We start from the raw sequence: 18,225 nt of genomic DNA on the forward strand, positions 1-18,225 counted from the left end.
TTTATGGGCTGGCTACAATAGATCCTCCAAAAATATGAGTAACTTACAGAACCCCCCCACATTGAATTCACTCAGCCCACTGGGGTTTTGGGATGGTGCACTTGGTGCGCTAGCTCGCGAACTGTCCCCCCAACAATTTAAGACCTGGATTCAGCCGTTAAGCTTGGTTTCCTATGATGAAAGTGGGCAATCACTCATACTGGGAGCTCCAAATAGATTCAAACTTGATTGGATCAAGAAAACTTTTTCTGATCGCTTCCAGGAGATGGCAGACCAGTATTTTGGCTATCCAATCAACCTAAGCTTTGTACTCAATGTAGAAGGTTCGGGCACGCAATCACCTGAGATTGGCTCGCCTCCCCAGGATAAGCTTGAGCAACAAGAGGTTTTGCTAGACGCAGACAGCAGCTCTACAGAAGAGCAAGCTTTTGAAATTGAAGATCACTCTAAATTAAACCCAAACCTTACTTTTGAGACCTTTGTAACAGGTAAGGCCAACCAACTTGCAAGGGCTGCATCTATTCAGGTTGCCCACAACCCTGGCACCTCCTATAACCCAATGTTTTTATATGGCGGGGTTGGTTTGGGCAAAACACATCTAATCCATGCTATTGGGAATCACCTCCTAAAAGAGAAGCCGAATGCTCGAATTCGATACATTCACGCCGAACAGTACGTTTCTGATGTTGTTAGGGCTTATCAACAAAAAGCTTTTGATCGCTTTAAGCGCTATTACCACTCCCTTGACCTGCTTTTAATTGACGATATTCAATTTTTTAGTGGCAAGTCTAGGACGCAAGAGGAATTTTTCTACGCTTTTGAGGCGCTCTTGAGCAATAAGGCTCAAGTCATCATCACCAGCGACACTTACCCAAAAGAAATGGCGGGAATAGATGATCGACTAATTTCCCGTTTTGACTCAGGACTTACAGTTGCAATTGAGCCGCCGGAACTAGAGATGCGAGTCGCTATTCTGATGAAAAAAGCTCAAAATGAGGGCATCCCCATGGGTGAGGATGTGGCTTTTTTTGTAGCAAAGCACCTTAGATCCAATGTGCGTGAGCTTGAAGGAGCGCTAAGGAAAATCTTGGCATTTGTTCGCTTCCATGGCAAAGAGGTGACGATTGATGTGGCCCGGGTGGCTCTAAAAGATTTGCTCTCCATTCAAAATCGACAAATTTCTGTTGAAAACATCCAAAAAGCGGTTGCAGATTTTTACAGCATTAAGGTGGCCGATATGTACTCGAAAAAGCGTCCAGCAAATATTGCCCGACCCCGGCAAATTGCGATGTTTATGGCCAAAGAATTAACCCAAAAGAGCCTGCCAGAGATTGGTGAGTTGTTTGGTGGAAGAGACCACACAACCGTTCTACACGCAGTCCGGAAGATTGGTGCAGAAAGGTCACATGATGGGCAACTCAATCACGAAATCCACGTTATTGAGCAAACCCTGAAATCCTAAGTTTTTTACTTGTGGATAAGCCTGTGGACAGTTCAATGGATAACTTTGGGGACAAGGTGTGGATAAATTGTGGAAAGCTCCCGCTTCATGCAAAAATAGGGTATGCATGAAAAGTTATCCAATATTTACTCAGCGTTTATACAAAAGTTTTCCACAGGTTTTTTAGGTTTTAAGGGGTTGTTTTAAATAAGGTTTTTGAGTTATCCACTGAAAAAAGAAGCCTTATTACTACTACTAATAAGATATATACAAGGATTTAAAAGCAATGCAACTCGTAAACACATCGCGTGATAGTTTATTAAAACCACTTCAAGTTGTTAGTGGCATTGTTGAACGGCGACATACTTTGCCAATCTTGGCAAACCTGTTATTTAAAAAACAAGGTGACAAAGTATCTTTTGTTTCAACGGATATAGAAATTCAAATTACAACTAACGCTAGTTTTGGTGTTGGTGCTGAAGACGTTACTACAACTGTGGCTGCAAGAAAGCTATTGGATATTTTGCGCGCTCTACCAGAGGGGCCTGTTGCTTTAAATCTCAAAGACAACAAGTTGGTTGTTCAGAGCGGTAAAAGCCGTTTCTCTTTGCAAACTCTTTCAGCAACCGAGTTTCCTGTTATGCAAAGTGTTGGTGAGGTAACTGCTAGTTGGAAGATGACTCAAAAAAGTTTTCGCCAACTAGTTAGTCAAGTTCATTTTGCAATGGCGCAACAAGATATTCGTTATTACCTTAACGGCATGTTGTTGGTTGTTGAGGGTAAACAGGTAATTGCGGTTGCTACCGATGGTCATCGCCTAGCTTATTCTCAAGTTGAGTTAACTGATGCTCCAGTGGGGTCTGGTCAGAGACAGGAAATCATCATTCCTCGTAAAACCATTCTGGAGTGCCAACACCTACTTGAGGACTCAGATGAACCACTGGAGATGAGTCTCACATCAAATCAAGTGAAGTTTACGTTTGGTGATATCGAGTTGATTTCTAAATTGGTTGAGGGAAAATTCCCTGACTTTCAGCGCGTGATTCCCAAGGGGCATAAAAACTCCTTAGTAGTTGGGCGCGATGTATTGCAATCAGCCCTACAACGCGCAGCAATTCTGACAACAGATAAATTTAAGGGCGTACGCTTTTCTTTGTCACCAAATCGAATTACTGTTCAATCCACCAATGCTGAGCAAGAAGAGGCTCAAGAAGAGATTGAGACTGAATATGGTGGTGATGTTGTTGAGATTGGGTTCAATGTGAGCTACTTATTAGATGTTTTATCAAACCTAAAGAATGAAAAAATTCAAATTAGTTTGGGTGATGCCAACAGTAGTGCTGTGATTACGTTGCCCGGTTCGGAAGACTTCAAGTATGTTGTGATGCCAATGCGTATTTAATTTAGAAAAAAATGACTGAAGAAAAAAAAGTAGTAGAGCAGTATGGTGCATCATCGATTCAAATCTTAGAAGGTCTCGAGGCTGTTCGTAAACGTCCAGGTATGTATATCGGGGATACCTCCGATGGAACAGGCCTGCACCACCTAGTTTTTGAGGTTTTAGATAACTCTATTGATGAGGCCCTAGCAGGATATTGCTCTGAAATTACCGTCGTTATACAAACCGATAACTCTATTTCTATAGTTGATAACGGGCGTGGTGTACCTACAGGTATTAAATACGACGATAAGCATGAGCCAAAAAGAAGTGCAGCTGAGATTGTGATGACTGAGCTGCATGCTGGTGGTAAGTTTGATCAAAACAGTTATAAGGTTTCTGGTGGTTTACATGGTGTGGGTGTTAGTTGTGTAAACGCACTCTCTAAGTGGTTAAAGCTCACTATTCGTCGCGATGGTAAGGCGCACTACATGGAGTTTGCGCGCGGCGTGATTCAGAACCGCAATATTCAAGAAGAAAATGGTGTTGCGGTTTCACCAATTACTATTATTGGTGACACAAGCTTATCTGGCACTGAAGTACATTTCTTGGCTGACGAAGAAATCTTTGGAAGTATTGAATTCCATTATGAAATTCTTGTTAAGCGTATTCGCGAACTCTCATTTTTAAACAATGGAGTTCACATTAAGTTAATTGATCAGCGCTCTGGTCAAGAAGAGGATTTTGCTTTTTCAGGTGGTGTTAAAGGTTTTGTTGAATACATTAACCAAACAAAAAATGTTTTACATCCGAATATTTTTTATGCAGAAGGAATTCGTCCATCTGATTTGGGCGGCAACATCACCGCTGAAGTATCCATGCAATGGAATGATAGTTTTAGTGAGCAAGTTTTGTGTTTCACTAACAATATTCCACAACGTGATGGCGGTACCCATCTAACAGGTCTTCGCGCAGCCATGACTCGCGTCATTAATAAATATATTGATGAACACGAAGTTGCTAAAAAAGCAAAGGTTGAAATTTCTGGCGATGATATGCGTGAGGGACTTGCTTGCGTCTTATCCGTCAAGGTCCCTGAGCCTAAGTTTTCGAGCCAAACAAAAGATAAGTTGGTCTCTAGTGAGGTTCGTGGTCCGGTAGAAGAAATTGTTGCTGAGGCTTTGAGTGCTTATTTGCAAGAGCGCCCTGCCGATGCAAAAATTCTTTGCGGAAAAATTGTAGATGCTGCGCGCGCTCGTGAGGCGGCTCGTAAAGCTCGCGACATGACTCGTCGTAAAGGTGTTCTTGATGGTTTGGGTCTTCCTGGGAAGTTGGCAGACTGCCAAGAGAAAGATCCAACTAAATCTGAATTATTTATTGTCGAGGGAGACTCCGCGGGCGGTTCTGCAAAGCAGGGTCGCGACCGACGCTTTCAGGCGATTCTTCCGCTGAAAGGAAAAATTCTCAATGTTGAGAAGGCTCGATTCGATAAGATGTTGGCTAGCCAAGAGGTGGTTACTTTAATTACCGTTCTTGGAACCGGTATTGGTGTTGAGGAGTACAAGGCTGACAAGTTGCGCTATCACCGCATCATCATCATGACCGACGCGGACGTTGATGGTAGCCACATTCGCACGCTCCTACTCACCTTCTTCTATAGACAAATGCCTGAGTTGATTGAGCGTGGCCACATTTATATTGCGCAACCACCCTTGTATAAGGTGAAGTTTGGCAAGAATGAGCAATACATTAAAGATGATGCGGAGTTGAATCAACTACTGTTAAAGATTGCATTAGAGTCGGCCTCACTTCAAACCCCCGCGGGAGAAATTATTGAGGGCGAAGCATTGGGTGAGCTAGCCAAACACTATCAAGTCATTCAATCGGTTGTTGATCGCTTATCTCGCACCATTGACGAAGATGCTTTGCGTGCCATTGCTTCTGGTACTCAACTCAACCTAGATGCTGAGAAGTCTGCACATGAATCGGCTGAGCGCTTGCGTGTCGCGCTTGCTGATTCTTTAAATCCTTTAGCACTACCCCCAGAGATTATTGTGCAAAAGGAAGAGCGTACCGATCGCTATAAGTTGCTTCTCTCCCGTCGCATTCATGGCAATTTGAAGTTATCGGCAATCAATTCTGATTTTGTTCATGGTGATGATTACCAAAGCCTGTCAAATGCCGCTGCGGTTCTATCGGGCAAGGTGTTGCCGGGTTCAAAGGTTCGCCGTGGCGATCCAGACAAAAACCAAAAAGAACAAGCAATTCAAGATTTCAGGGCCGCTTTCTCCTGGCTGCTCTCTGAGGCCGAGCGCGTGCTCAGTCGTCAGCGCTATAAAGGTCTTGGTGAGATGAATCCATCCCAGCTGTGGGAAACCACCATGGATGCTGGTTCAAGAACATTACTCCAAGTCAAAATCGAAGATGCGATTGCAGCCGATCAAGTCTTCACCACCCTAATGGGGGATGAGGTTGAGCCACGTCGTGCCTTTATTGAAAAAAATGCCTTGATCGCTCGTAACCTGGACGTCTGATTTAAATGGCTAAAAAGAAATTGGCGGTTCCAAAAATTGATCGCTCACGCATTGTTGTGAAGTCTTCCCCGATTCATGGCAAAGGAGTGTTTGTTGTTAAGCCAATTAAAAAGGGTGATGCGATTATTGAGTACAAAGGGGAGCGCATTAGTTGGAAGTTGGCCGAGAAGCGCCATCCACATGACCCTAAAGACCCAAACCATACTTTTTATTTCTCTCTTGAGGATGGCCGTTGCATTGATGCTAAATACGGCGGCAATGCAGCACGCTGGATTAACCACTCCTGTAAGCCTAGTTGTGAAACTCGAGAAGATATTTTTGACGGTGAGCCACGTGTATTTATTTATGCGAAACGCGACCTTAAGTTGGGTGAAGAACTTTTTTATGATTACTCGCTCGATATTGGCGGCCGCGTTACCAAGAGGTTAAAGAAGGACTATGAGTGTCGCTGCGGCGCAAAGAAATGCCGTGGAACGATGTTGTCTCTCGACACCAAATAATTTTAAAAAATGTTGTTTCTCAGTATTCAAGATTTAGAGGCGGCTATTAATTATTGGCGCAGCCAATCGCCCGCGGCTGGAGAAGAATTGCATTTGTGCCCAGAGGCCGCTGCGCTTGCAAAACCTTATGCACTTATGATTGTTCAAGGGTCGCAGAGGGTTCCCATGGATGTCTTGGATGAAATAGCAAAATCAGCAATCCAAAAGTTTTTTAAAACCAAACAAACGAACTAAACAACCCATCCTTTGTGTGTTTAGGGTTATCTCTATATTAGTGAACACTCTCTTGGAGTATCCTCAAACTCTTGCCCAAAGATGTGCATGAGGATTTAAGTTTGCAAGAAACAATATTAAAAACAATTGGTCTTGGGAAAACTTTTAAAGGGTTTTCTGCGGTGAGTGACGTCAATCTAGATGTCACTCGTGGAACTATTCACGCACTTATTGGGCCCAATGGGGCAGGCAAAACCACCTGTTTTAATTTGCTCACCAAATTTTTAGAGCCCAGCGCCGGTCAAATCCTTTTTAATGGCTTTGACATCACAAAAGAGAGGCCGGCCCAAATTGCAAGGCGGGGTGTGGTTCGATCATTTCAAATCTCCGCTGTTTTCCCCCATCTAACTGTTCTGGAAAACGTTCGTGTTGCACTGCAGCGAGGATTGGGTACGGAATTTCACTTTTGGAAGTCTGGCGACTCACTAAGTGTGCTCAATGAGCGTGCTGAGGAGTTGTTGTGTGAGGTTGGCTTGGCAGACTTTGCCCACGAAGAAACCCTAAATTTGGCTTATGGGCGCAAGAGAGCCTTAGAAATTGCCACGACCATGGCCATGGAGCCCGAATTAATGCTGTTGGATGAGCCAACACAGGGTATGGGCCATGAAGATGTCGAGCGTGTTACAGAATTAATTGATCGGGTGTCTAAGGGTCGCACCATCTTGATGGTTGAGCACAACATGAAGGTGGTTTCCTCAATTGCCGACAGAATTACGGTGTTGCAGCGGGGCTCGGTATTGGCTGAGGGTTCATATCATGAGGTATCAAACAACCCCTTGGTGGTTGAGGCTTATATGGGCAGCCATGGGGGTGACAACTTATGAGCACCATGGCATTGGAGGTTAAAAATCTCGAATCTTGGTATGGCGAGTCTCATATCCTTCATGGTGTGAACTTTTCAGTTTGTGATGGTGAGGTAGTTACGCTGCTGGGTCGCAATGGAGCTGGCCGAAGCACGATTTTAAAAACTATTTTAGGTTTAACAAGCAAAAGAACGGGTTCGGTAGAGATATATGGCAACCAAACCATTGCCATGCCAACCTATAGGATTGCTCGGCTTGGTGTTGGCTTTTGTCCTGAGGAGCGCGGCATCTTTGCCAGCTTAAGCGCCGAAGAGAATTTGTTGTTGTTGCCTGAGATCGCCCCTGGCGGCATGGGCTTAGATGAGATTTATGAGATGTTTCCTAACCTTTATGAGCGACGCAATAGTCCAGGCACAAGGCTCTCTGGTGGCGAGCAGCAAATGCTTGCAATGGCACGCATTTTGAGGACGGGTGCCAAATTACTGTTGCTGGATGAAATTACCGAAGGTTTGGCGCCGGTGATTGTTCAAAAGTTGGGTGAGGTGGTAACAAGCTTACGTAACAAAGGCTTCACTATTGTGTTGGTGGAGCAAAACTTCCGATTTGCTGCACCTCTAGCAGATCGTCATTATGTGGTTGAGCATGGCAATGTGGTCGAGGTTGTCAATCAAAGTGAGTTGGCTGAGAAGGCAAGCTTATTAAATGAGTATCTTGGTGTTTAGTGGTTATTTATAGGAGGCTTAAATGAAGTTAAAGCAAATTACCGCGTGTCTGGTGGCGGCAACTTTTTTTGGTTCAAACCCAGCATTCGCGCAAACATCTAAAGTTAGTGGTGATGTAATTAAGATCGGTGTTTTAACTGACCTTTCTTCTACCTATTCTGATTTGGCTGGTCCTGGTGCGGTGATTGCCGCAAAAATGGCAATTGCCGACTTTTCAAAAGATGGCACTGTTATTGGCAAGAAGATTGAACTTGTTAGTGCTGACCATCAGAACAAAGCAGATATTGCCGCCAACAAAGCGCGCGAGTGGTACGACAAAGACGGTGTTGATGTGATTGTTGAGTTGGTTTCGACCAACGTTGCACTTGCTGTTATGGAAGTCGCGGAACAAAAGAACAAGATTACTTTGGTGTCTGGTGCAGCATCATTACCAATTACCAATGAAAAATGTACTGCTAATAACGTGCATTGGACTTATGACACTTATGCGCTTTCAAACGGTACTGCCAAGGCTGTTGTTAAGCAAGGCAAAAAGAACTGGTACTTCTTGACTGCTGACTATGCTTTCGGAGCGGCCCTAGAGAAAGACTCAACCAACGTTGTTAATGCTAACGGCGGCAAAGTGCTTGGTACAAGTAAGCACCCATTCCCCAATAGCGACTTCTCTTCATACTTGCTGAAGGCTCAGGCCAGTGGCGCTGATGTTGTTGCATTAGCAAATGCTGGTCAAGACACCATCAACTCCGTTAAACAAGCCTCAGAGTTTGGTATCAATAAAAAACAAACCGTTGTTCCTTTGCTCATGTTTATTTCTGATGTTCACTCTTTGGGTTTGAATGCAGCCCAAGGTATGTACTTAACAGAAGGCTTCTACTGGGATAGAGATGAGAAGACCCGCGCGTTTGCTAAACGCTTTATCTTGCAGCATAAGCGTATGCCAACCAGCGTTCAAGCTGGTGTCTATTCATCAGTTCTTGCTTACTTAGCTGCAGTTCAAAAAGCTGGTACAGATGATACTCAAGCAGTTATGAAGGCCTTGAGATCCACCAACATTGATGATGGATTATTCAAAGGAAAAATCCGTGCCGATGGTAAGTTTGAGCATGACATGTATTTGCTCGAAGTGAAGAAACCATCTGAATCTAAGAGCCCATGGGATTATTACAACGTCAAAGCAGTGATTCCGGCTGCTGAGGCAACACAACCACTTTCATTGTCACGATGCAAGCTGGTTACTAACAAGTAATCCATTTTTAATTAAGCATGTTTGAACTTCTTGGAATTACCCCACAAGGGCTGGTTGCTCAGCTCTTGGTGGGGCTTATCAATGGCTCCTTTTATGCCATTTTGAGTTTGGGTTTGGCCATTATTTTTGGCCTACTCAATATCATCAATTTTTCCCATGGTGCTCAATACACGATGGGTGCATTTGTTGCATGGATTGGTTTAACTCAGGTAGGCCAATGGTTTGGCTTTCCTGAGTTTTCTATTAATTATTGGTTTGCATTAATTTTGGTGCCCTTGGTTATGGCAGGCTTTGGTTTGATTCTTGAGCGCACTATGCTCAAGCGCCTTTACCACCTAGACCACTTATATGGCCTTTTATTAACTTTTGGTTTGGCACTCATTATTGAGGGAATGTTCCGTCACTGGTACGGAATTTCTGGTGAGAGCTATCCAGCGCCAGAGATATTGCAGGGTGCTATCCCATTAGAGTCGATCGGCATCATCTTGCCTAAATATCGTTTGTGGGTTGTAGTTGCCTCTTTAGTGGTTTGCTTCTCTACTTGGTATGTTATCGAGAGAACGAAATTGGGCTCTTATCTTCGTGCTGGAACTGAAAACCCAAAACTACTCCAAGCATTTGGCATCAATGTGCCTTTAATGATTTCTTTGGCCTATGCTTATGGCGTGGGTCTTGCCGGCTTTGCTGGAGTTTTGGCTGCGCCAATTTTTCAAGTGAATCCATTGATGGGTTCGAATCTTATCATTGTGGTTTTTGCAGTTGTCGTGATTGGTGGCATGGGTTCTATTATGGGATCCATTTTGACCGGCCTAGCTTTAGGCTTAATTGAAGGCCTAACTAAAGTTTTTTATCCAGAAGCATCTGGCGTAGTTATTTTCGTAATCATGGCAATTGTTTTGCTTATTCGTCCTGCTGGACTTTTCGGCCGGGAGAAATAAGGTGAACTCAAAAACAAAATTACTGTACGGCATTCTAGTTTTAATTGCCCTGTTGCTGCCCTTCCAAGATTTCATTTATCTTGTGTTTGCAATGAAGGTTTTATGCTTTGCACTCTTTGCTTGCGCCTTCAATTTGTTGCTGGGTTTTACGGGCCTTCTTTCTTTTGGGCATGCAGCATTTTTTGGAACCTCTGCTTACATTACCGCGTATCTTTGCAAAGAGGCTGGTCTGTCCCCTGAGTTTGGAATTGCTTTGGGTGTTCTTGGCTCAGCTTTCTTGGGTTTTTTAATTGGCTCTTTAGCAATTCGCAGGCAAGGTATTTATTTTGCGATGGTTACGCTTGCTCTTTCTCAAATGGTCTACTTCCTCGCAGTGCAACTTCCCTTTACTGGTGGTGAGGATGGTATTCAGGGTGTACCACGGGGCATGTTGTTTGCTTTGATTGACTTAAAAGATGATGTCAGCATGTATTACTTTGTTCTGGCTGTTTTCTTGCTGGGGTTTGCGTTGATCGTTCGTACAGTGCACTCACCATTTGGCCAGGTCTTAAAAGCTATTCGTGAAAATGAGCCGCGTGCAGTGTCTTTGGGTTATGACGTTGATCGTTTTAAGTTAATTTCTTTTGTAATTTCTGCTGCGCTCGCCGGTCTTGCTGGTTCTTTGAAAACACTGGTATTCCAGTTGGCAACTTTGACTGATGTGCATTGGCATATGTCTGGCGAAGTTGTTTTGATGACCTTGCTCGGCGGCATGGGAACCATTCTTGGTCCGGTTGTCGGCGCCGGCATTGTTGTTGGTTTACAAAATTATTTGGCCAATATTGGATCCTGGAGCACTATTGCAACGGGATTTATTTTTGTAATTTGCGTATTAGCTTTCCGTCGTGGTGTTGTTGGCGAAATCACCCATCTCTTCAAGAAGAAAAGCTGAATTAGTTTTTTTCTTATTAGCTTTTAGTACGGCGCTGCGGCGCCGTACTCATTTAAGGCTCGTAGCCCCATACAGCTACCGTGTTAAATATCCCCGGGCGTTATTCATTGATTCTCCCCAATCCCATTAATTCGATGTGATTTTATAAAAAATATAATTAAATCAATGACTTATAAAATAATCATAATAGATATTGTTATTTGTTTGCAGATTTGTTTCACGTGAAACCCACAAAATGCTATGATCATCGCCCTATCTGAGGCAAATCATGCGTTATACAAAGAACTTCGATGTCATTGTGGTTGGTGGTGGTCACGCCGGGACCGAGGCCGCCCTCGCAGCTGCACGTATGGGATGCGACACCCTCCTGATTACACACAGTATTGAGAGTTTGGGTGCCATGAGTTGTAACCCCTCAATTGGTGGTATCGGCAAGGGTCACCTAGTTAAAGAAATTGATGCGATGGGCGGCGCTATGGCGGCCGCTACCGATGAGGCCGGTATTCAGTTTAGGATCCTCAATTCAAGCAAGGGCCCCGCTGTTCGTGCAACGCGTGCACAGGGCGATCGTATTTTATATAAGGCGGCGATCCGCCGTCGCCTCGAAAACCAAGAGAATCTGACCCTTTTCCAGGTCGCCGTAGATGATCTTCTGGTTGTGGGTGATGAGGTTCAGGGCGTAGTTACACAAATGGGCCTGAAGTTTATGGCCAAGAAGGTGGTGCTTACCGCGGGTACCTTTTTGGATGGCAAGATTCACGTTGGTTTAAATAATCATGCAGGGGGCCGTGCTGGTGACCCAGCAGCAGTTTCATTGTCGGCTAGATTAAAAGAGCTGAAGCTTCCTCAGGGAAGATTAAAGACTGGCACCCCACCACGGATTGATGGGCGAACCATTGATTTCTCGGTGATGTTGGAGCAGCCGGGGGATTTAGACCCTGTCCCCGTTTTCTCCTATCTGGGTCGTCCAGAGCAACACCCAAAGCAAGTCCCTTGCTGGATTTCCCACACGAATGAGCAAACACACGACATTATTCGGGGTGGCCTGGATCGTTCCCCTATGTATACCGGTGTTATTGAGGGGGTTGGTCCGCGCTATTGCCCTTCTATTGAAGACAAGATTCACCGCTTTGCCTCCAGAAATAGTCATCAGATCTTCTTAGAGCCTGAGGGCCTAACAACGAATGAGTTTTACCCGAACGGCATTTCTACCAGCTTGCCATTTGATGTTCAATGGAATTTGGTGCGTAGCATTCGTGGCTTGGAGTCTGCCGTCATTGTCCGCCCTGGTTATGCAATTGAATACGATTTCTTTGACCCACGTCATCTACGCCATAGTTTGGAGACCAAGGCAATTGCTGGCCTCTACTTTGCAGGTCAGATTAATGGGACAACGGGCTATGAGGAGGCTGCCGCTCAAGGCATGCTTGCTGGAATTAATGCTGGCTTGGCGGCACAGGGCAAGGAGCCTTGGCTGCCCAAAAGAAGTGAGTCCTATATTGGCGTTTTGGTGGATGACCTGATTACTTTGGGTGTTCAAGAGCCATACCGTATGTTTACTAGCCGCGCTGAGTACCGCTTAAGTTTGCGTGAAGACAATGCTGATTTGCGCTTAACCACCATTGGACGAGAGCTTGGTCTAGTAGACGACTACCGTTGGAATACGTTTTGCAGAAAACAAGAGGCTGTTTCACGTGAAACATCTCGCTTGCAAGATATTTGGATTGGGCCAAAGCATGTATCAGCCAAGGCCGTTTCAGAGCTTTTGGGGCAAGATTTATCGCACGAGTGTAGTTTGGCCGACCTTTTAAGGCGCCCTGGCATCACTTATGAGGCGGTTATGGGCTTGGCAGAAGGCCTTTGGTCGCCAGGAACATTGGACGATGACCTAGGTTTGGCCCAACAAATTAGAGACCAGGTTGAGATTTCCATTAAATATCAAGGCTATATAGATAGGCAGGCGGTTGAAATTGCTCGTCAAGAGCATAACGAGAGCTTTCCTTTGTCGGAGTCATTGGATTACACCCAGGTTCTGGGTTTATCGAAAGAGGTGCAACAAAAACTCAATTTGCATAAGCCGGGAACCCTTGGCCAGGCTGGAAGAATTTCTGGGGTGACACCCGCAGCCCTCTCCTTGCTGTTGGTCCATCTTAAAAAGGGCTTAGGTCGCACCCAAGAAGAAACGCATGAGTAACGATTTAGTTTCTTTGGGGATTGAGAGTTTAGGCTTGAATCTTGGCGCCGCCAATATTGCCGATTTAGAACTCTTTTTGCAGGAAATGGGTCGCTGGAATCAGGTCCACAATTTGACTGCAATTGAGGGTGAAAAGAACTCCATTCGTCTGCATCTCATTGATTCTATTACAGTTTTACCGATCATGCGCCAATTTCTAGACCAAGAAAACCCCAAAATTGCAGATCTTGGCTCTGGTGGTGGATTGCCAGCCATACCCATCGCGATTTTGCAGTCAGGTTGGCATGTAACCCTGATTGAGGCGATCCGTAAAAAGACAGCATTTTTGCGGCATGTACGCGGCAAGTTGGGCTTAAAGAATATTGAAGTCTTGAGTGAGCGTGTTGAGATGGTGGCGAAATCACAGCCGGGACAGTTTGATGCAGTGATTTCTAGGGCATTTACCAATCTTGCGCATTTTTTGGAGCTTGCCCACCCACTTCTCAAGCCAAATGGTTTGGTGTTTGCAATGAAGGCCAAGCGGGCAGATGAAGAGTTGCAAGAGGTTTGCATGGATGATTGGCGATTAGTTGCTGATGAGCCTTTGCAGATTCCAAACTTAGCGGTGGAAAGACGACTTTTGGTTTTATCCCCCGTGAGAAAATCACCCCTTTAAAGCACGACCCTTTTTAAGAAAAATTATGGCCAAAATATTTTGTATTGCTAATCAAAAAGGTGGGGTTGGAAAGACCACCACCGCAGTTAATTTGGCCGCAGGTTTGGCTGGGCATCAGCAGCGCGTTTTGTTGGTGGATTTAGATCCACAAGGTAATGCAACGATGGGGTCTGGAGTTGAAAAGGCAGACTTGAATAGCACCGTGTATCAAGTCTTAATTGGCCTATCAACAGTAAAAGAATCCGCAGTACCTTGCGAGAGCTCTGGCTATGATGTGTTGCCAGCCAATCGTGATTTAGCTGGCGCAGAAATTGAGTTGGTGGACTTAGATTCTCGCGAACAAAGATTGAAAGATGCGCTCGCTTTAGTTGCAAATGATTATGACTTTATTTTAATTGACTGCCCTCCCGCACTATCTTTGTTAACGCTCAATGGATTGTGTGCCGCGAATGGTGTGATCGTGCCAATGCAGTGTGAATATTTTGCACTGGAAGGATTGTCAGATTTAGTGAACACCATCAAGCAGGTTCACGCCAACTTAAATCCTGATTTGGTGATCATTGGTTTGTTGCGCGTAATGTTTGATGCGCGCATGACATTGCAGCAACAAGTTTCCGATCAATTGCTTGAGCACTTTGGCGACAAGGTATTTAAGAGCATCATTCCCCGTAACGTTCGCCTGGCAGAAGCCCCGTCATATGGGCTTCCTGGGGTGGCGTTTGATAGGTCATCTCGTGGCGCTAAAGCATATTTAGATTTTGGTGCCGAGATGATTGAGCGCATTAAGCAAATGTAAAACCTAGGAACAATAAAAAAATTATGGTTGCAATAAAGAAAAAAGGTTTGGGTCGCGGCTTAGAAGCGCTGCTTGGTGATAAGGCTCAGAAAGAAACTACAGCAGAAATTAATCGTTTGCCGTTGACTGCATTGCAGGCGGGTAAATATCAGCCGCGTCAAAAAATGGAAGCGGTGGCATTACAAGAGTTAGCTGAAAGTATTCGTGAGCAAGGAGTGATGCAGCCATTGTTGGTGCGTTTGGTTGCTCCTGGCAAATACGAAATTATTGCGGGTGAGCGTCGCTTTCGTGCCGCAACTTTAGCGGGCTTAAAAGAGGTGCCAGTTTTAGTTTCTGGTGCTAATGATCAGGCTGCTGCAGCAATGGCCTTAGTCGAGAATATGCAGCGCGAAGATTTGAATCCGCTAGAAGAGTCCCAAGGACTTGCAAGGCTGATTGAAGAGTTTGGTTTTACGCATGAGCAAGCTGCAAAAGCGGTGGGAAAATCACGCAGCGCTGTAACCAACTTGTTGCGCTTAAACCAGCTGGCAAAACCAGTGCAAGCCATGCTTTTGGCGGGCGACATTGATATGGGTCATGCTCGTGCACTTTTGCCTTTGCCAGGAGCAAGTCAGGTAGCTTTGGCGCAAAGAATTGCGGCTCAAGGCCTTTCTGTTCGTGAGGCCGAAAGAATGTCTACCGCCTTGGCGCTGGCCGGCGGCCAAATCGGGGATAAAAAAGCCAAAACGAAGGCTGAGGGGGGTAAGCCAACCCATGACCCAGATATGCGTCGTTTAACACAAGAAATCGCCGATTTAATAGGTTTAAATGCTGAATTCAAGTTTAAAGGCAAGGGTGGCGAGCTTAGAATCCGCTTTAGCCAATTCGACGAGCTAGATTCTTTGTTAAAAAAACTGGGTGTTGAGGCCTAAAAAGTCTTCAAAAATAGCCCTAAAACATTTGACCTATTGCACTGCACACATTAAACTCACGGGGCTAAATTGATTCCTCAAAAAAATCGATTTTCCGAGGTAAATGACTGGGATGAGCCCGAAGAAGAGATATACCGGGTTTTAAGTAAAGAGGAAATGGCGGCCTTGCAAGCTAGCAATGCCGTTAAACACCCCCCGCTGTCGCCTTGGAGGATTTTGGCCGCACAAGTACTGGTTACCGTGCTTAGTATGGCGATTTGGTCATTTTTTGGGGAGCCGATTGGGGTTAGCCTTTATACTCAGTCGGCCTTTTTAGGTGGTTTAATTAGCGTATTGCCCTCTGCCCTTTTCCTAGTTCGGCTGGAGTTGGCGAAGAAAACGCAGATATTGAATCCAGGGAATTATTTGGCGGCATTGGTTTCTGGCGAATTTATCAAAATCGTCGTTACCTTAATGCTGTTTTTAGGGGTCGCTTATCTGATCCCGGGCGTGTTGTGGGTCCCATTATTGGTGACTTATGTGCTAGCCCTTAAGTGTGTTTGGCTAGCGTGGTTGTGGCGCTAAAAGTAATAAATGTGATTGAACCAAAGGACTTTTAAGAGATGTCTAGCGAAGTAAACCAAGCCCACGCGGCTGCTGAGCAAATGACGCCAACGGCGTACATTTCAGAGCATTTACAAAACCTCAACAATACAGGTGGACCACAGACGTCCATCATTGATTTCAGCATTATCAATTTAGATACGATTTTTTGGGCATCAGCCATGGGCTTGCTCGCCGTATTTATCTTATTGATTGCAGCACGTCGTGCAACACCTGGTGTGCCTGGCCGTTTCCAGTGTTTTGTTGAAATGATTGTAGAGATGGCAGAGACACAATCAAAAAGCATTGTTCATGGCGACCGCTCTTATATTGCCCCGCTTGCACTATTTGTATTCTTTTGGATCATCCTACTTAACACCTTAGACTTAGTGCCGGTAGATTGGGTTTTAGGCGTTAACCATTTTATTGAAAGCTTTGGGGTGCATGTACCTCACCATAAAGTGGTTCCTACTACTGACCTCAATGCAACGATGGGTATGTCCATGTCCGTCTTGTTATTGGTTTTCTTTTATAGCTTCAAAGTCAAAGGTTTCGGCGGCTTCTTACATGAACTCATTTCCGCCCCGTTTGGTGCGAAGTGGTACTTGGCCCCATTCAACCTCGCTTTGAATATCATCGAATATCTTGCTAAAGGTGTTTCATTGGGAATGCGACTATTCGGCAATATGTACGCCGGAGAGCTGGTTTTCTTGCTGATCGCATTGCTGGGTAGCGTGTGGACATTTAGTTTAGATTTATCCCTGTTCGGATTGGTGGGCCATGTTATTGCAGGATCGGCTTGGGCCATCTTCCACATTTTGGTTATTTTGTTGCAAGCCTTTATTTTCATGATGCTGACCTTGGTCTACATCGGGCAAGCGCATAGCCACCACTAAGATTTTTATTTTTAACTTATCTCTTTAACTTCAGGAGTCAGCAACATGCAACAATTTCTCGCAAACATTCAAGGTTTTACAGCAATCGCTATCGGCATCATCATCGGCCTCGGCGCGATCGGTGCTTGTTTAGGTATTGCATTGATGGGCGGTAAGTACATCGAAGCTTGTGCACGTCAACCAGAATTGATGGAGCCACTCCAAACTAAGATGTTCCTTTTGGCTGGTTTGATCGACGCTGCGTTCTTGATCGGCGTTGGTGTTGCAATGTTGTTTGCATTCGCAAACCCACTGCTCGCAGTTATTAAGTAATTGTTTTGGCGTGGGTGACCATCGGGTCATCCAACCGTTCTCAACAATACTGAAAGGAATATCGTGAATCTGAACGCGACCCTATTCGCGCAAATGATCGTTTTCTTCGTCTTATGGTGGGTTGTTGCACGCTTTGTGTGGCCGCCGCTAGTAAAGGCGTTAGATGAGCGTTCAAGCAAAATTGCTGACGGCTTAGCTGCTGCCGAGCGCGGTAAAGAAGCACTCGCATTAGCAAGCAATGAAGCAGAGCAAGAATTAACTAAAGCACGTCAAGAAGGTGTGCAGCGTGTTGCTGAAGCAGAAAAACGTGCGCAAATGTCCGCCGAAGAAATTCGCGTCAACGCACAAGCAGAAGCAGCCCGCATTATTTCTCAAGCCAAGCAAGATGCAGATCAACAAGTTACTCGCGCACGTGAAGTGTTGCGCGCTGAGGTTGCAGTGTTGGCTGTTAAAGGTGCAGAGCAAATTTTGCGTCGTGAAGTTGATGCAAAAGCCCATGGCGCATTGCTTGATCAACTAAAGGCAGAACTTTGATATGGCTGAATTAGCCACAATTGCACGCCCTTATGCTGAAGCGCTTTTCCAAAGCGCTAAGCCTGCTGAGCTTGCCACTTGTTTAGAGCAGTTAAATGAATTGGCGCAGCTTGCTGCATTGCCAGAAGTTGCTGCTTTATCAAATAATCCTAAAGTATCCGCAGATGATTTAAGCAAATTGCTTTCCGGCATGGTGAAGACAAAGCTGGACGGCAAGGTTGCGAGCTTTTTAAATCTTGTAAATCAAAACCATCGCTTATCTGCCATTCCTGAAATTGCTCAGCAATTTGAAGCAATGAAGAATCAGAGCGAAGGTGCAGCAGAAGTAATGATTACTAGCGCATTCCCATTAGAGGGCCCTGCGCTAAAAGATTTGTTGTCAAGTTTGAAGAAGCGCTTTGGGGGTAAAGAATTGCGCCCAACTATTCAGGTTGATCCATCTTTGATTGGCGGAGTACGCATTCAGGTTGGTGATGAGGTAATGGATAGTTCTGTTAAGGCACAGTTGGCTCAAATGCAAGCAAGTCTTGGCGCATAAGTTATCCCTATTAAGAACATACGAAATAAGACCCAGGAGTA

At 45.0% G+C, this 18,225-nt stretch carries 19 protein-coding genes; all 19 read left to right on the forward strand.

Going from position 1 to position 18,225, the window contains the following annotated elements:
• Window positions 1-34: 34 nt before the first annotated feature.
• The 19 genes from dnaA (at window position 35) to GQ359_RS00095 (ending at window position 18,184) form a co-directional block, all read left to right on the forward strand.
• The gene (gene dnaA / locus GQ359_RS00005) at window positions 35-1,462 is read left to right on the forward strand and encodes a chromosomal replication initiator protein DnaA (protein WP_215387005.1); all 1,428 of its coding nucleotides are present in this window, start codon (window positions 35-37) and stop codon (window positions 1,460-1,462) included.
• A gap of 265 nt (window positions 1,463-1,727) precedes the next feature.
• Window positions 1,728-2,843 (forward strand): DNA polymerase III subunit beta, encoded by a 1,116-nt coding sequence (gene dnaN / locus GQ359_RS00010; RefSeq protein WP_215387006.1) that lies wholly within the window; start codon window positions 1,728-1,730, stop codon window positions 2,841-2,843.
• Between the two features lie 11 nt (window positions 2,844-2,854).
• Window positions 2,855-5,353: a DNA topoisomerase (ATP-hydrolyzing) subunit B gene (gyrB, locus tag GQ359_RS00015; protein ID WP_215387007.1), complete on the forward strand. Its 2,499-nt coding sequence runs from the start codon at window positions 2,855-2,857 to the stop codon at window positions 5,351-5,353.
• A 5-nt stretch (window positions 5,354-5,358) separates the two neighbouring features.
• Entirely contained in the window at window positions 5,359-5,853 is a 495-nt protein-coding gene (locus GQ359_RS00020; RefSeq protein WP_215387008.1) for an SET domain-containing protein, read from the forward strand.
• Window positions 5,854-5,862: 9 nt separating this feature from the next.
• Complete coding sequence (locus tag GQ359_RS00025) at window positions 5,863-6,087, forward strand: DUF3717 domain-containing protein (protein ID WP_215387009.1); 225 nt, start codon at window positions 5,863-5,865, stop codon at window positions 6,085-6,087.
• Between the two features lie 101 nt (window positions 6,088-6,188).
• Window positions 6,189-6,950 (forward strand): ABC transporter ATP-binding protein, encoded by a 762-nt coding sequence (locus GQ359_RS00030; RefSeq protein WP_215387010.1) that lies wholly within the window; start codon window positions 6,189-6,191, stop codon window positions 6,948-6,950.
• Window positions 6,947-7,651: an ABC transporter ATP-binding protein gene (locus GQ359_RS00035; protein ID WP_215387011.1), complete on the forward strand. Its 705-nt coding sequence runs from the start codon at window positions 6,947-6,949 to the stop codon at window positions 7,649-7,651. The genes GQ359_RS00030 and GQ359_RS00035 overlap by 4 nt, the downstream gene beginning before the upstream one ends.
• A 22-nt stretch (window positions 7,652-7,673) precedes the next feature.
• Complete coding sequence (locus tag GQ359_RS00040; protein WP_215387012.1) at window positions 7,674-8,897, forward strand: ABC transporter substrate-binding protein; 1,224 nt, start codon at window positions 7,674-7,676, stop codon at window positions 8,895-8,897.
• A 17-nt stretch (window positions 8,898-8,914) separates the two neighbouring features.
• Window positions 8,915-9,835: a branched-chain amino acid ABC transporter permease gene (locus tag GQ359_RS00045; protein ID WP_215302320.1), complete on the forward strand. Its 921-nt coding sequence runs from the start codon at window positions 8,915-8,917 to the stop codon at window positions 9,833-9,835.
• 1 nt (window position 9,836) lies between these two features.
• Entirely contained in the window at window positions 9,837-10,766 is a 930-nt protein-coding gene (locus GQ359_RS00050) for a branched-chain amino acid ABC transporter permease (protein ID WP_215387013.1), read from the forward strand.
• Between the two features lie 268 nt (window positions 10,767-11,034).
• Complete coding sequence (mnmG, locus tag GQ359_RS00055) at window positions 11,035-12,960, forward strand: tRNA uridine-5-carboxymethylaminomethyl(34) synthesis enzyme MnmG (RefSeq protein ID WP_215387014.1); 1,926 nt, start codon at window positions 11,035-11,037, stop codon at window positions 12,958-12,960.
• The gene (rsmG, locus tag GQ359_RS00060) at window positions 12,953-13,615 is read left to right on the forward strand and encodes a 16S rRNA (guanine(527)-N(7))-methyltransferase RsmG (protein WP_215387015.1); all 663 of its coding nucleotides are present in this window, start codon (window positions 12,953-12,955) and stop codon (window positions 13,613-13,615) included. The genes mnmG and rsmG overlap by 8 nt, the downstream gene beginning before the upstream one ends.
• Before the next feature lie 25 nt (window positions 13,616-13,640).
• Window positions 13,641-14,411: a ParA family protein gene (locus GQ359_RS00065; RefSeq protein ID WP_215302324.1), complete on the forward strand. Its 771-nt coding sequence runs from the start codon at window positions 13,641-13,643 to the stop codon at window positions 14,409-14,411.
• A gap of 23 nt (window positions 14,412-14,434) precedes the next feature.
• Window positions 14,435-15,322, forward strand: coding sequence for a ParB/RepB/Spo0J family partition protein (locus tag GQ359_RS00070; protein WP_215387016.1), 888 nt, complete (start codon window positions 14,435-14,437; stop codon window positions 15,320-15,322).
• A gap of 69 nt (window positions 15,323-15,391) precedes the next feature.
• Window positions 15,392-15,886: an ATP synthase subunit I gene (locus GQ359_RS00075; RefSeq protein ID WP_215387017.1), complete on the forward strand. Its 495-nt coding sequence runs from the start codon at window positions 15,392-15,394 to the stop codon at window positions 15,884-15,886.
• 38 nt (window positions 15,887-15,924) lie between these two features.
• Window positions 15,925-16,800, forward strand: coding sequence for a F0F1 ATP synthase subunit A (atpB, locus tag GQ359_RS00080; RefSeq protein WP_215387018.1), 876 nt, complete (start codon window positions 15,925-15,927; stop codon window positions 16,798-16,800).
• Between the two features lie 45 nt (window positions 16,801-16,845).
• The gene (gene atpE / locus GQ359_RS00085; RefSeq protein WP_012357116.1) at window positions 16,846-17,112 is read left to right on the forward strand and encodes a F0F1 ATP synthase subunit C; all 267 of its coding nucleotides are present in this window, start codon (window positions 16,846-16,848) and stop codon (window positions 17,110-17,112) included.
• A 63-nt stretch (window positions 17,113-17,175) separates the two neighbouring features.
• Window positions 17,176-17,646: a F0F1 ATP synthase subunit B gene (locus GQ359_RS00090; protein WP_215387019.1), complete on the forward strand. Its 471-nt coding sequence runs from the start codon at window positions 17,176-17,178 to the stop codon at window positions 17,644-17,646.
• Between the two features lies 1 nt (window position 17,647).
• A complete protein-coding gene (locus GQ359_RS00095) occupies window positions 17,648-18,184 on the forward strand; it encodes a F0F1 ATP synthase subunit delta (RefSeq protein WP_215387020.1) in 537 nt (178 codons plus the stop codon).
• Window positions 18,185-18,225: the final 41 nt, after the last annotated feature.

The organism is Polynucleobacter sp. AM-7D1 (genome assembly GCF_018688455.1).
Classification (GTDB): Bacteria; Pseudomonadota; Gammaproteobacteria; order Burkholderiales; family Burkholderiaceae; genus Polynucleobacter.